Origin of the sequence: Actinomadura sp. NAK00032, assembly GCF_013364275.1 — a bacterium.
Taxonomy (GTDB): domain Bacteria; phylum Actinomycetota; class Actinomycetes; order Streptosporangiales; family Streptosporangiaceae; genus Spirillospora.
Genome location: NZ_CP054932.1, coordinates 7,671,200 through 7,685,124, shown reverse-complemented (window position 1 = coordinate 7,685,124; position 13,925 = coordinate 7,671,200). Strand labels below are relative to the sequence as shown.

Here is a 13,925-nt window from a genome sequence, read left to right as displayed (position 1 = left end):
CGACTTGGAGGTGTGCCCATGGCACAGCAGACGTTGACGCGGGGGACGGTGAAGCGCCGGACGCGGCTGCCCCGTCGGCTCGCCCTGCTGATGCGCCCGGAACTGCCCAGCCTCGCCCAGGAGATCATCGACGAGGTGCGCCGGTCGATCCCCGAGTACGGGCGACCCCTCAAGGGCCCCTACGTGGAGGCCCTGCGGATCGGCGTCGAACGCGCGCTGACCGACTTCGTCGACCGGGTGGCCAACCCGCTCGCCCCGCGCGAGCGCCACCACGAGACCTACCGCCGCCTCGGCCGGTTCGAGGCGCAGGAGGGCCGGACGCTCGACACGCTTCAGGCCGCGCTGCGCATCGGCGCCCAGGTCGCGTGGCGCCGCATCATGAAGGTCGGGCCGCGCCGCCGGGTGTCGCCCGAGGTCATGGCCCAGCTCGCCGACGCCCTGTTCGCCTACATCGACGAACTCGCCGCGCTCGCGCTGGAGGGCTACATGGACGCCCGCCCGGACGGCGAGGTCGAGGCGCACCGGCGGCGTTTACTGGAACTCCTGCTGCGGCCCGCCGCGTCCCCGCGCGTCCTGACCGAGGCCGCCGAAAAGGCCGGGTGGACGATCCCTGACGAGGTGACCGTCGTCGTGGCCCCGCCCGGTGCCCGGTACGTGCGGGCCGCCCTCGACGAGGACGTCCTCGCCGACCTCACCGCGACCCAGCCGTTCCTCGTCATCCCAGGTAAGGCCACCTCTGAGCGGCGACGGTCCCTGCTGCGCGTCCTGCCGGACGGGCAGCTCGTCATCGGCCTCACGGTGCCGCCCACGGGCGTCGTCGACTCGCTGCGCTGGGCGCGGTGCGCCCTCGGCCTGGTGGAGGAGGGCGTCCTCGGGGACACGCCCGTCACCGACTGCGAGGACCACCTCATCACCCTGTGGCTGCTGTCCGACCAGGCGCTCATCGACCAGCTCGCGGCCCGGCACCTCGGCGACATGGACGACCTCACCTGCCGGCAGCGCGACCGCCTGCTGGAGACGCTGCGCGCCTGGCTGACGACCCGCGGCAGCGCCAACGACATCGCGGCGGAGCTCGGCATCCACCCGCAGACCGTCCGCTACCGGATGCGGCAGGTCGAGAGCACGCTCGGCGACCGGCTCACCGACTCCGACGCGCGCTTCGCGATCGAGGCGGTGCTGCGCGCCATGCGGCTGCGCGAGCGCGCCGGCGCGGCGGCGGGAGCGGCCTCCGGGCGCGACGGCGGCGGCCCGCGGAAACCCTCACCCGATGATAATCGGCCAATTACGGATCGGCGGAATATGAGCAGCTGAAACGGACCTTGACGTGCGGGGTTGATGAGACGAATCGGCGCGTGCTTCCATCCAATTCAGCGCAATTTCGGCTGGATGGTCGCGACGCGGTGGAGGTGCGTTCGGGGTGCGTTCACGATCGGCAGTCTCGGTCCTGGCCGGACTCGGCGCGGTGACGCTCATCGGCACGGTGGGCGTCCACCCCGTGTACGCGGACGAGACGACCCCGTCGCCCGAGACGACGGTGACCGACACGCCGTCCGACCCGCCGCCGGCAACGGAGACCCCGACCGACCCGCCCGCCACCGAGACGCCCACCGACCCGCCGACGTCCGACCCGCCCACGGATCCGCCGACGTCCGACCCGCCGACCGATCCGCCGACGTCGGAACCGCCGCCGACCGACCCGCCCACGGATCCGCCGACGAGTCCGCCCCCCACGACGACGCCCACCGACCCGCCGACGACGCCGCCGCCCGGGCCGGGCAAGCCGAAGACGCCGGTGCTGTCGCTCGGGCTGACGGTGTCGCAGGCGACGATGAAGCCCGGCGGCTCGATCACCGCGACCGTGCGGATCTCGTCGGCGTACGCGACCGCGACCGGTGTCGCGCTGCGGATGTCGGCCTCGGGCGCGTCGGTCAGCCCCGGCTCGCAGTCGCTCGGCAGCGTCGGCTCCGGCGGGGCCTCCGCGATCGCGACCGTGCGGGCGCCGTCCTCCGCCAAGCCCGGCGTCATCACGCTGCGCGCGTCGGTGTCGGCGGCCAAGGCGCGGAGCGTGTCGCGCACCTACAAGCTGGTCATCACCTCGGCCTCGGGCGCGCTGCCGCCCGGGATCAGCGCGGGGACGCTGCCGCCCGGCGTGCCGCCGCTGACGCCGTCCGGGTTCAACCCGCTCGCCGGGATGAAGGGGCCGCAGGTGGCGCTGCCGCCGATCGTGCCCGCCAACGCGCCGCAGATCGCGCCGGCGTCCGGGCCGCTCGTCCCGGTGTCGAACCTGCGCACGATCCCCGCCGACCCGTTCACCTACGAGGAGTTGGCCGCGCTCCAGGCGGGCTTCGTCGCCGCGCTCGGCGCCGGGGTGATCCTGCTTCTGATGCGGCTGCGGCTGATCCGCCGCAATGACGCCCGCGCCCAGCGGGTGATGCGCCGCAGGCTCCGCGCCGCCCGCCGGCACCTCGCGGGCAAGCGGCCCACCGCGGCGCGGCTGCGCACCCTTCCGCCGCAGCCCGCCCGCGCGCGGCCGGTCCGCCCGCTCCAGCCGGTCCCGCCGATCCGGCTGACGGTCGGCCAGGTCCGTGTCGTCCGCCCCTGACCGCGGCGGCCTCCGGGACGCCGCCCCCGAGCGTCCCGGCGGGCCGCCGCCCCAGGATCAGACCTGGGAGCAGCCCCACCTCGCCGTCGCCGCCGTGGCGCTGCTGTGCGCGGCGTGGGCGGCGTCGGCCGTCCTCGTCATCGGCGTCCTCGCCAGCACCGGCTCCCGCGTCTGGCTGCTGCGGATGCTGGACGGCCTCGTGCCCGGCCCGGCAGGTCCGCCGACGGCCGGGCCGGACATCGGCACCGGCATGACCCTGTGCGCGCTCCTGCTCGCCGCCGGCGTCCTGCTCACCCACACCGCGCCGGAACTGCTCACCGGGTCCCGGACGGCGCGGCTGACCGTCTGGGCCGCCGTGCCGCTCCTCACCGCCGAGCCGATGCGCCGCGCCGCCATGGCCCTCGCGGAGCCGGACGCGGACGTCACCGTCGCCGCCTGCACCCTCGCCGTCGGCGCCGCCGCGCTGGGCGCGGTGCTGCTCCTCGCCCTGCCCGCCGCCGGGTTCCGGACGCGGGTCAGCGCGCCAGCCGGATCAGGATCCGGCACACCTCGTCGATGATCTCCGCCGCCTCGGCCTCGTTCTCGGCCGTGGCGATCTCCCGTCCGGCCTCGCCGATGACGGTGGTCAGCACCAGGCTCAGCACCTGGTCGGCGCGCCCGGCGGGCTCCCCGGGCGCGGGGCCGCGCAGCAGCTTGGTGTTCTGCGCGATCCAGTGCTGGGCGCGGCTGCGCCGCATCAGCGACGACCCCGACGGGCCCTCACCGGCCAGAAACAGCCGGGCCGCCTCCCGCCGCTCCCAGCACACCAGCAGGTAGGCGCGGGCGCCCGAGGTGAACAGCGCGATCGGGTCGGACTCGCCGCTCTTGCGCGCGGCGGACACCGCCTGCGCGGCGCTCGCCTCCTGCTCGGCGGTGAGGTCCTCCCACAGCGCGACGTACAGGCCGGCCTTGCCGCCGTAGTGGTGGTAGAGGCTGCCGACGCTGATCCCGGACCGCTCGACGATCTCGGCGATCCCCGCGTCGGCGTAGCCGCGGTCGGCGAAGACCTGCTGCGCCGCGCTCAGCAGCGCATGGCGCGTCGCGTCGGCGCGGGCCCACTGCCGCCCGCCGCCCGCTGAGCCGCCGCCCGGCCCGTCGCCGTTCCCCGTGTCGTTGCCGTGGCGCGTCCTGCTCGTCCGCATCCCTTCATGGTGCCAGGTCGCGGGCCCGCAGGCGGGGAGTAGCGGACGGCTAGTACCAGTTGTGCGCCTGCCAGAACGACCAGGCGCCGCACGGGTCCTTGTAGCGGGCCTTGATGTAGCCGAGCCCCCACGCGATCTGGGTGGGGGAGCTGGTGCGCCAGTCGGCACCGGCGCTCGCCAGCTTGGAACCCGGCAGCGCCTGCGGGATGCCGTAGGCGCCGCTGGACGGGTTGACGGCCCGCTCGTTCCAGCCGCTCTCGTGGTTCCACAGCGTCAGCAGGGACGGCCAGCAGCGGCTCCAGCCCTTCATGGCGCTCATCTTCTTGCCGTACGCCTTGTTCTGCTTGGAGCTGGGGTTCATCTTGGCGAGCCGCTCGCGCTCCTGCTGCGCCTTGAGCTTCGCCCGCGCCGCCGCGTCCCGCTTGGCCTTCTCCTTGAGCCGCTTCAGCTCGCGCTGGTGCTCCTCGTAGGCGCGCTTCTTCGCAGTGGCGATGACGTCGGCGGCGACCTTGTCCATGTCGGACGCGGACGTCAGCTTCGCCAGCATGTCGTTGGTCGACAGCCCGGCCGCGGCGGCCTTCGGCGGCTTGGTGTCGTCGCCGGTGAAGGCGTTGAGGTCGACGACCGTCACCGCCGTGCCGAGCGCGGCGATCGCCGCGATGGTGATGGTCACGTTGCTGGTGAGCACCCGCCGCAGGCGCCGCTTCTTCTCCGGCGGGACGGCGGGCGGCATCGGCATCGGCCCGGTCCCGCCAGGGCCGCCCGCTCCGCCGTAGGCGCCGTACGGGTCGTACTCGTCGCCTGCCGGACGCGGTGCGGGAACCCGCTCGGAGCGGGCGCGCCTGCCCTCGGCGGAACGTCTGCGAGTGCCGTGACTCTGGGGCATGGGATGAAGACTGCCTTATCGCCCGGGGTCGTGTCGTCGAACTCAAGGTACGCGGGCGGCATCGTACGCGGTTCACCCGTCCCGCGTCTTCCCCCGCCGTCCCCCCGGTCACACGGGCGTGCGTCAGCTCCGGGCGCCGCCGGGGTTCAGCAGTTCCACGTCGCCGGCGGCGAGCCGGGCGGGCTGGAGCGCCTCGAACACTTCGCGGTGCGTCCCGGCGAAGGGGGCGAACGCGCCGCCGGGCGACTCCAGCGCCAGGCTCGCCTCGTTGGCCCGCTCCCGTCCCACCTCGGTGATCTCCACCAGCGTCGCGCGCCGGTCGCGGGGATGCCGGGTGCGGGCGACGAGGCCGACCGCCTCCAGTTGCTCGACGGTCAGCGTCACCGTCGTCGGGTGCACCATCAGGATCCGGCCGAGCGTGCTCAGCCGCGCGCTGCCGCGCGTCGTGAGGGCCAGCGTGGTCAGCAGCAGGTAGCCGCTGCGGGTCAGGCCCAGCCGTTTCAGCTCCGCTTCGAGGGCCTTCTTGAACAGCTGGTCGAGCCGTCCCACCGCGCAGATCGCCATGAACGGCCACGGGCCGCCCTGGAGCCCCTGCTCCTCCCACCGGTCCCGGACGCCCATGACCAGCGGGTCGTCGCCGCCGTCCATGTCGTCTTCCCTCTCACGCCCCGTGTCGATCATCGTGCGCCCGATCGTAGCTTCGGACAAATCCAGATGTAAGTACTCGCTTCTTAGACCTTCTTCCAATAGAGTGCCTCAGATCACAGCGGTGGTGCCCGAGTGCTTGCTTGGGTCATCCTGTGATCCCGGTCTCTGCCGAGACCACGGTGGCGCGCGACGACGAAGAGGACGTGGGCGCCGCCTGTGGCCCGGCGGGAGCCGGCGTATCGGATGGGCGCCGACGTCCGAGAACGAAGGAGGCTGGTATGTACCTTCACCCCCGCCCCACGGGGGAGGTCGCCGGCTGATGGCCCTGAGCCTCACGAAGGCCCCGGACCTGGCACGCAGACGCGTCGGGCGAGCGCTCGACGAGACGGGACTGCTGTGCGTGACCCTCCTCGAAGGGCTGCGCCGCTCCTGGGACCTGCGCCAGTGGTGGGGCGAGTTCATCGAGCAGTGCTGGTTCCTGGCACGCGTCACGAGCGTGCCGGTCATGCTCATCGCCGTGCCGCTCGGCGCCACGATCTCGCTCCAGGTGGGCGACATCGCCCGCCAGCTCGGCGCGCAGTCGGGCACCGGAGCGCTGCTCACCGCCGCGATGATCCAGCAGGTGGCGCCGCTGGCCGCGGCGCTGCTGGTCTCCGGCGTGGGCGGGTCGGCGATCACCGCCGACATGGGCGCCCGCAACATCCGCGACGAACTCGCGGCGATGGAGGTCATGGGCATCAACCCGATCCACCGCCTGGTCACCCCCAGGCTGTGGGCGGCGAGCATGGTGTCCGGGCTGCTGTGCTCGGTGGTGATCCTGGCGGGCGTCGTCGGCGGCTACTACTTCAACGTCATCCAGCAGGGCGTCAGCCCGGGCGCGTTCTTCGACGGCTCGACCACCCTGCTGCAGTTCTCAGACCTGGTGATCACCCTGTTCAAGGCGTGGGTGTTCGGCTTCATCGCCGCCGCCGTCGCCTGCTACATGGGCATGAACTGCGACTACGGTCCCGTCGGCGTCGGCCGCGCGGTGAACAAGGCCGTCGTCGTCACCTCGATCGTGGTGTTCGCGACGAACTACATCCTCACCATGATCTACCAGGTCCTGTTCCCCCCGAGGTTCTGATGGTCGCCATTTCCCCCGTCCGCAAGCTGGGCCGCGCCGTCCGCGGCCGGACCGCGGGCCTCGCCGCGTCCGCCGACCTCCCGGTCTTCCTCGGCCGGGTCCTCTACCACCTGTTCGTCGACATCATCATCAAGCGCAAGTACGGCAAGACGCTCGCCAAGCAGGTCAGCGACATCACCGTCGGCGTCGGCGCGCTCGTCATCGGCGGCGGCATGATCTTCGTGATCGCCACGATGTCGCTCGCCACCGGCGCGATGGTCGGCCTGCAGGGCTACCCCGGGCTGGAGCGCATCGGCGCCGAGGCGTTCACCGGACTGGTCGCGAGCTACTCCAACGTCCGCGAGGTCACCCCGATCATCGCGGGCGTCGCGCTGGTCGCGCAGGTCGGCACCGGGTTCACCGCCGAGATCGGCGCGATGCGGATCTCCGAGGAGATCGACGCGCTGGAGGTCATGGGCATCAACTCGCTGGCCTACCTGGTCTGCACCCGGGTCGCCGCCGGCGTCATCGCCCTCGTGCCGCTGTACCTGGTCTCGCTGTTCATGGCGTTCTTCGCCACCCGGTTCATCACGATCCAGTACTTCGGGCTCTCACCCGGCATCTACGACTACTACTTCCACCTCTACCTCCCCCCGATCGACGTCTTCTACAGCGTCATCAAGGTGGCGGTGTTCGCGTTCATCATCATGTTCATCCACTGCTACCGCGGCTACTACGCGGCGGGCGGGCCGGTCGGCGTCGGCGTCGCCGCGGGCCGCGCGATCCGGGAGTCGACCATCCTGATGATCCTCATGAACCTGGTCCTGTCGTACATCTTCTGGGGCCACGGCAGCACAGTGAAGTTGACCGGATGAGCGAAGAGAGCATCTCCCAGCGCTCCCGGACGGTGTTCGGGCTGGTCGGCGCCGGCGTCATCGCGGCCGCCGCCGCGTTCGTCGCGATCGGCTCCACACCGGACCACTCGGGCTCCACGTACTACAACGCCACGTTCGGACGGGCGGGGCAGGGCCTCGACCCGGGCAAGTCCGAGGTGAAGGTCCGCGGCATCGCGGTCGGCGCCGTCGACAGCCTCGACCTGGACGACCAGGGCCGCGTCAAGGTGCGGCTCCGGCTCGACAAGGGCGTCCGCATCGCCGACACGACGGTCGCGACGGTCGAGCCCGTCTCGGTGTTCGGCCCGAAGGACCTCAACCTCGACCTCGGCAAGAACGAGCTGACCGGCCCGTACCTGAAGGACGGGGCCACCATCACCGAGACCAACGACCCGAAGGAGCTGTCCGACACCGCCTGGCTCGCCTACGACCTCACCAAGGCGATCAACCCCGACGACGTCGCCGCGCTGCTGCACACGTTCGGCGCGGGGCTGTCGGGGCAGGGCCCCGCGCTCCGCCGGACGATCGACAACGGCGCGATCGTCGTCGACGCCACGCACAAGGACCGGGCCGCGATCAACGCGCTGCTGCGCAACATCAACGGCCTGTCGGGCACGCTGGCGTCCCGCGGCGACACGTTCGCCGCGTTCACCGGCGACTTCAACAAGCTGTCGCAGACGATCAGCGCCAAGCCCGACAAGGTCTCGCAGCTGCTGGACGAGTCCAGCAAGCTCGGCGACACCCTCGGCCGCAACCTGGAGCAGCACGGCCGCAACCTCGGCAACATCGTCGACAACGGCGCCGGGATCGTCTCGGTGTTCGACAACCAGCGCCGCAACATCCCGGTGCTGCTGGACAGCCTGAACGGGTTCTTCAACCTGCTGGCGCAGATCATCCGCATCCCCGGGCCGGAGGGCACCGTCATCGCGCAGGCGCGCGACGACCTGCCCCTCGACATCTGCCAGATCTTCATCGACGCCTGCTCGACCACGCCGCAGAAGACCGCGTTCGAGATGAAGCTGCCGGGCCAGAGCAAGACCGGGCAGAACAAGACCGGCCAGAGCAAGACCGGGGGGCGGCCATGAGCCCGCGGCAGCGCCGCAAGGCGGCGCGCGGCCCCGACTACACCACGATGCTGAAGACGCTGGTGTTCGTCGTCCTGACCGCTCTGCTCACCTTCTACATCGGCCAGCAGATCCTCGGCACCAGCTTCAACTCCCGCTACAAGCTGACCGCCACCTTCGACGACGTCACCGGCCTGCTGGAGGGCGACGGCGTGAAGGTCGCCGGCACGCCCGTCGGCCAGGTCAAGGGCATCGAGGTGGTGCGCGGCAAGGCCGTGGTCGAGATGGCCGTCGACAAGGACGTCCGGCTGCCTTCCGACTCCACCGCCGCGATCCGCTGGCGCAACGTGATGGGGCAGCGGGTCGTCTACCTGGAGCCCGGGTCGAGCGGCGGCATGCTGCGCGACGGCGACCGCGTCCCGCACACCCGGTCCGTGGTGGACCTCGGCGAGGTCGTCAACGCGCTCGGCCCGCTGACCCGCAACCTCGACCCGAACCAGCTCAACAAGATCCTCTTCTCGTTCTCGCAGGCGCTGGACGGCAACGAGCAGAACATCTCGCTGCTGACCGACAACCTCGACCTGCTGCTGCGGACCTTCGCGGCCCGCAAGAAGACGATCGAGGGGATGATCGACAACTACGAGACGGTGAGCGGCGCCGTCGCCACCCGCGACAAGCAGATCGCGGCGAGCATCGACAACCTGGAGTCGCTCACCAAGGTCTTCGCCAACAACCGCAAGCTGCTCGACGACGCCATCGTCGAGATCGGCGGCGTCACCACCAACCTCAACCAGGTGCTCGGCGGCAACGACGCGCAGCTCGCCCGGATCATCGACAACCTCGGCAAGTTCGCCACCACGTTCCGGCTGAACGTGGACCAGCTGGAGAAGATGGTGCAGCAGCTCCCGCTGACGCTGCGGCAGCTCTTCTCCACCGCGAACGGCGGCCACTACCTGCGCACCAACGCGCTCTGCCTGAACGTGATGCAGGGGCCCTGCCCGTTCCCGATGGAGCTGCCGAAGGCGCCGGGCACCGGCCAGCCGACCAAGGACGACCTCGCCAAGCTGAGGACGATGCTGCAGGGAGGTGGCGGCTGATGGCGCTGAAGTCGCTGCGCGACGTCAACCAGAAGGTCGTCGCGATCGTCACGCTCACCGCGCTCGGCGCCGCCTGCGTGTTCGCCTTCGCGATCGGCCAGCTCCACCTGTTCGACCGCGGCTACACGATGAGCGGCGAGTTCAGCGACACGGCCGGGCTGAAGAAGGGCCAGGACGTGCGGGTCGCCGGCGTGAAGTCGGGCCGCGTCACCTCCGTGGAGCCCGACTTCAAGCACGGCAAGATCATCGTGAAGTGGCACGTGAACGCCGGGATCGACCTCGGGCCGAAGACCCGCGCGGAGGTCCAGACGACGACGCTGCTCGGCGGCCGCTACCTGCGGCTGTCCGGCCCGGTGTCCAAGCCGTACATGGCGGACGTCTCCGAGTCGAAGCGGCGGATCCCGCTGGAGCGCACCAGCGTGCCGTTCACCGTCCCGGAGGCGCTGGAGGGCGCGCAGAACATCGTCGGCAAGCTGGACGAGAAGAGCATCGACAAGCTGCTCACCGAGGTCAACAAGATCCGGTCGCCGGGGGCGGCGAAGCTGAACCGGGTCCTCACCAACGTCCAGGACCTGTCCCGGATGCTCAACGACTCCTACCCGCAGATCCAGAAGCTGATCGAGAGCAGCAAGACGATCACCGGCACGCTGGCGAGCAAGGACGAGCAGCTCCGCGAGATCATCAACTCCAGCCAGGTGCTGCTCAAGGCGCTCGTGCGGCGCCGCAACGAGCTGGCCGCGACGATCGGGCAGGGCAACCGGACCGTCCAGACGCTGTCCAACGTGATCTCCAAGAACCAGAAGCAGCTCGACTCGCTGCTGGACAACCTGCACCTGCTGACCACCCGGCTCGCGCCCAACATGGACGCGCTGAACACCGACCTCTCGCTGCTCGGGCCGACGTTCCAGCAGGTCGCCAACCTCAAGGGCAACGGCCCCTGGATCGAGGGCGTGCTCACCGGCCTCGGCCCGCTGCAGCCGCCGGGCCCGATCTCCACCCGGCGCCAGGGAGGCAACTGATGGGCAGAGTGAAGGGAATCGCCATCGCCCTGGGCCTCACCCTGACGGCGTCGATGGGCGGATGCTCGCTGGCCCCCTCGGCGAGCGGTGAGCGCACGATGGTCGTCTACGTGCCGAAGGCCCGCTCCTTCTACCCCGAGTCGAAGGTCAAGGTCATGGGCGCCGACGTCGGCCTCGTCGACAAGGTCGAGAACCAGGGCGACAAGGTCAAGGTCACGTTCCACGTGCGCCGGGACGTGCCGCTGCCGAAGGGCGTGCAGGCGTCGATCGTGCCGCTGAACCTCATCGGCGAGCGCAACCTCGTCCTGCACCCGGCATGGCGGCCGGGGCAGGCGAAGGAGACCGCCGACGTCATCCCGATCGAGCGCACCCACGTGCCGGTCGAGGTGGACGACGCGCTCAGCTCCTTCACCAACCTGGCCAACGCGCTCGACCCGACCAAGATGCAGACCGCGCTCGGCACCGCCGCCGACACGGTGAAGGGCAACGGCAAGGAGTTCAACGCCACGCTCGAACAGAGCGCCCGACTCATCGAGAACGTCGCCGGGCAGGACAAGGAGCTGATCGAGGTCGCCAAGAACCTCGACCGGCTCGCCGGCGTCGTGCGGGGCCGCGAGCAGGTGCTCGGCACCATCATCCGCGACTTCGGCACCGCCAGCCAGGTGCTGAGCTCCGAGCGCGGCGAACTCCAGCAGCTCATCAGCGGCATCCTCGAACTGGCCAAGAACGGCGACCGGCTGATCCAGAAGTACAAGGGCAACCTGCCCTACGACCTCGCCGTCCTCACCCGGGCCGCGCTCGTCCTCAAGGGCAACGCCAAGCAGGTCGCGCAGCTGCTGAAGGTGCTGCCCGGCATCGGCGACGCCCTCATCGGCGGCTACAACCCGAAGAACAAGTCGCTGCAGATCCGGTTCGCCACCGACGCGTTCCTGCGGACGTGGCTGAAGGGCCTGATGAACACCGACGACGTCGGCTGCCCGCTGCCCAAGCCGAACTCCAACTGCCCCTGGGACGGAGGCAACTGATGGGCCGAGTCACTGTGGGGGGACGACCCCCCACACCCCCCGGCAGGGGCAGAAAGTTCCTCCTCGTCCTGGTCGCCGCGACCCTCGCGGTCTCCGGCTGCTCGTACAAGACGGCCGGCGCGCCGAAGGGCGACCTCACGCTGACCGCCACGTTCGACGACGCCCAGGGCCTCGTCGCCGGGCACAGCGTGCAGATGTCCGACATCAAGATCGGCACCGTCACCAAGGTCGAGCTGGTCCGCTACAAGGCGCGGGCGACGCTGTCCATCGAGGACGGCATCAAGATCCCCAAGGGCACCCACGCCGAGATCAAGGTGACCTCGCTGCTCGGTGAGAACTACGTGGACCTGCGGCTGCCGCCCGGCGGCAGCATGACCCGCGGCCCCTTCCTCGCGTCCGGCGCCGCGATCACCGACACCAGCGTCCAGCCCGCGTTCGAGCAGGTCGTCGGGCAGGCCGGGCCGCTGATCCAGGCGCTCGCCGGCGACGACGTCGCGACCGTCGTCAACGCCGGCGCGACTGCGCTGGACGGCAACGGGCAGAAGCTCAACAAGACGATCGCCCAGGCGAGCGACCTGGTGAAGATGTTCGCCGCGCAGCGCGTCGAGCTGGGCGAGACCGTCGACCGGTTCGCCAAGCTCGGCCGGTCGCTCGCCAACGGCAGCGACGCGCTGGCCCAGGCGCCCGGCCAGCTCGAGCGCACCACCCGGATGCTGAACGACGACAAACACAAGATCATCAAGGCCGTCGACCGGCTCACCAAGATGGCCCGCGAGCTGAACGACAAGGTCCTGGAAGGCCGCATCCGCCGGTTCCGGCAGCTGCTGAACGACCTCGACCCCGTCCTGCAGCAGCTCGGCAGCAACCGCAAGCGCCTCACCGCCGTCGTCGACGGCATCGTGGCGTTCTCGTACAAGATCCCGCTGGCCAGCTACGACGGCCAGCTGCTGCTCTACCCCATCGTCCGCGTCACCTGGCCGGACGGGCGGCCGCTCTTCCCCGGCCTCAGCGAGCCGCAGAAGAAGCAGGCCGCGCCGAAGATCCCGCCGAAGCTCGGGGACGCGCTGCCGGACCTGGAGAAGCTCCTGGAGGGACGCGGATGACCCGCCGGCTGACGATCAACCTGGTGGCCTTCGGCGTCCTCGCCGTGGTCATGGTGGTGTGGGCGTTCAACAACGTCGTCCGGTTCGACTTCATCGACCGGCCGTACCACATCACGGTGGAGTTCCAGTCCTCGCCGGGCCTGCACCCGAACTTCGAGGTCGACTACCTCGGGCTGCGGATCGGCAAGATCGACTCGGTGGACCTGAAGAAGAACAAGGTCGTCGTCCGGCTGGACATCGACCGCGGCGTCAAGATCCCGCAGGGCGTGACCGCCGCCGCGGCCCGCAAGTCCGCGGTCGGCGAGCCGGTCGTCGAGCTGACCCCCGGCCCCGGCAAGGCGGGCGCGCCGGCGATGAAGCCCGGCACCGTCATCCCGGTGTCGCACACGACCGTCCCGCCCAAGTACGGCGACCTGTTCGGCGCGGTCATCGACTCGCTGAAGGCGATCAACCCCGACGACGCCAAGGTCCTCACCAGCGAGCTCGCCGCCGGCTGGTCCGGCCGCGAGGAGTCGCTCCGCCAGATCATCAACGGCGGGGACGACCTGACCAAGACGTTCGCGGAGAACACCGAGCTGCTCGACGGCCTGACCAAGGACCTCGGCCGGATCACCGACGTGCTGAACCGCAACCGCGGCTCGCTCGGCGCCGGCGTCGACAACCTCGCCGCGCTGACCGCCGCGCTCAGCCAGGTCCGCGGCCAGATCGCCGAGCTGCGCGACCGCGGCCCCGGCCTGCTCGCCACGGTGAACGGGCTGCTCGACAAGACCGAGGGCGACTTCGGCTGCACCGTCGACATGCTCGGCAACTGGGGCGTCGGGAAGTACAACCCCGGCTACCTCAAGGACCTGAACAAGACGCTCGCCTCGGCGCCCGCGCTGAAGAACGTCCTCGACAACGTGATCGGGATCGACCAGGGCAAGCCCGTCCTGAACGTCGTCTTCCAGGTCACGCTGAACGCGCCCGCGACGCTGGAGTACAAGTACCCGCTCCCGCAGCCGCCGGTGGCCAAGGTGCCGTCCTGCCCCGGTGGGCGGGAGCCGGCGGCCGTCAAGCAGAAGCCCTACAGGGCGAAGAACCCGGGCGAGACGATCCCGACCCACGATCCCGCCCTCGACCAGCAGAACGTGCAGGCCAGGAAGGCCGCGAACAACGAGGACTCTTCCGGCGGGCCGCCGCTGTGGCTAATCTACGTTCCCCCGGTCATCGCCCTGCTGGTACTGATCAGGGTCATGATGGGCTCGGTGCCCGTGGTGTCCCGTCTGGGCCGGCTGCGCCGGCGCAAGGACTGACCCAACTTCCGAG

General features: G+C 70.8%; 14 protein-coding genes. 11 read left to right on the top strand and 3 right to left on the bottom strand.

Annotated elements, in window-relative coordinates; all coding sequences use genetic code 11:
- The first annotated feature begins 18 nt into the window (after window positions 1-18).
- The 3 genes from HUT06_RS35145 (at window position 19) to HUT06_RS35135 (ending at window position 3,161) form a co-directional block, all read left to right on the top strand.
- A complete protein-coding gene (locus tag HUT06_RS35145) occupies window positions 19-1,311 on the top strand; it encodes a helix-turn-helix domain-containing protein (RefSeq protein WP_176199651.1) in 1,293 nt (430 codons plus the stop codon).
- Between the two features lie 106 nt (window positions 1,312-1,417).
- On the top strand, window positions 1,418-2,602 hold the full coding sequence (locus tag HUT06_RS35140) for a hypothetical protein (RefSeq protein WP_176199650.1): 1,185 nt from the start codon (window positions 1,418-1,420) through the stop codon (window positions 2,600-2,602).
- Window positions 2,586-3,161: a hypothetical protein gene (locus tag HUT06_RS35135; protein WP_176199649.1), complete on the top strand. Its 576-nt coding sequence runs from the start codon at window positions 2,586-2,588 to the stop codon at window positions 3,159-3,161. Before HUT06_RS35140 ends, HUT06_RS35135 begins: the two co-directional genes overlap by 17 nt.
- Here the strand turns inward: HUT06_RS35135 and HUT06_RS35130 are convergent.
- The 3 genes from HUT06_RS35130 to HUT06_RS35120 all read right to left on the bottom strand — a co-directional run bounded on the left by HUT06_RS35130 (window position 3,118) and on the right by HUT06_RS35120 (window position 5,350).
- Window positions 3,118-3,783 carry a TetR/AcrR family transcriptional regulator gene (locus tag HUT06_RS35130; RefSeq protein WP_176199648.1) on the bottom strand — a complete coding sequence of 222 codons (666 nt, stop codon included), beginning with the start codon at window positions 3,781-3,783 and terminating at the stop codon, window positions 3,118-3,120. The two genes, HUT06_RS35135 and HUT06_RS35130, sit on opposite strands and share 44 nt — an antisense overlap.
- Before the next feature lie 49 nt (window positions 3,784-3,832).
- Window positions 3,833-4,669, bottom strand: a complete 837-nt coding sequence (locus HUT06_RS35125; protein WP_176199647.1) for a lytic transglycosylase domain-containing protein — start codon at window positions 4,667-4,669, stop codon at window positions 3,833-3,835.
- Between the two features lie 123 nt (window positions 4,670-4,792).
- Window positions 4,793-5,350, bottom strand: coding sequence for a MarR family winged helix-turn-helix transcriptional regulator (locus HUT06_RS35120; protein WP_254715548.1), 558 nt, complete (start codon window positions 5,348-5,350; stop codon window positions 4,793-4,795).
- A gap of 286 nt (window positions 5,351-5,636) precedes the next feature.
- Between HUT06_RS35120 and HUT06_RS35115 the strand changes: the two genes are divergently transcribed.
- Genes HUT06_RS35115 through HUT06_RS35080 form a run of 8 tightly spaced genes read left to right on the top strand, consistent with a single transcriptional unit; the run spans window position 5,637 to window position 13,912 of the window.
- Entirely contained in the window at window positions 5,637-6,440 is an 804-nt protein-coding gene (locus HUT06_RS35115; protein ID WP_138634989.1) for an ABC transporter permease, read from the top strand.
- Window positions 6,440-7,294: an ABC transporter permease gene (locus tag HUT06_RS35110; protein ID WP_089326540.1), complete on the top strand. Its 855-nt coding sequence runs from the start codon at window positions 6,440-6,442 to the stop codon at window positions 7,292-7,294. The genes HUT06_RS35115 and HUT06_RS35110 overlap by 1 nt, the downstream gene beginning before the upstream one ends.
- Window positions 7,291-8,397, top strand: coding sequence for an MlaD family protein (locus HUT06_RS35105; RefSeq protein WP_176199646.1), 1,107 nt, complete (start codon window positions 7,291-7,293; stop codon window positions 8,395-8,397). The genes HUT06_RS35110 and HUT06_RS35105 overlap by 4 nt, the downstream gene beginning before the upstream one ends.
- On the top strand, window positions 8,394-9,473 hold the full coding sequence (locus HUT06_RS35100) for an MlaD family protein (RefSeq protein WP_254715547.1): 1,080 nt from the start codon (window positions 8,394-8,396) through the stop codon (window positions 9,471-9,473). Before HUT06_RS35105 ends, HUT06_RS35100 begins: the two co-directional genes overlap by 4 nt.
- Window positions 9,473-10,492 (top strand): MCE family protein, encoded by a 1,020-nt coding sequence (locus HUT06_RS35095; RefSeq protein ID WP_176199645.1) that lies wholly within the window; start codon window positions 9,473-9,475, stop codon window positions 10,490-10,492. Before HUT06_RS35100 ends, HUT06_RS35095 begins: the two co-directional genes overlap by 1 nt.
- Window positions 10,492-11,517, top strand: coding sequence for an MCE family protein (locus tag HUT06_RS35090; protein ID WP_176199644.1), 1,026 nt, complete (start codon window positions 10,492-10,494; stop codon window positions 11,515-11,517). The genes HUT06_RS35095 and HUT06_RS35090 overlap by 1 nt, the downstream gene beginning before the upstream one ends.
- Window positions 11,517-12,620 (top strand): MlaD family protein, encoded by a 1,104-nt coding sequence (locus HUT06_RS35085; protein WP_176199643.1) that lies wholly within the window; start codon window positions 11,517-11,519, stop codon window positions 12,618-12,620. Before HUT06_RS35090 ends, HUT06_RS35085 begins: the two co-directional genes overlap by 1 nt.
- Window positions 12,617-13,912 carry an MCE family protein gene (locus tag HUT06_RS35080; RefSeq protein ID WP_176199642.1) on the top strand — a complete coding sequence of 432 codons (1,296 nt, stop codon included), beginning with the start codon at window positions 12,617-12,619 and terminating at the stop codon, window positions 13,910-13,912. Before HUT06_RS35085 ends, HUT06_RS35080 begins: the two co-directional genes overlap by 4 nt.
- Window positions 13,913-13,925: the final 13 nt, after the last annotated feature.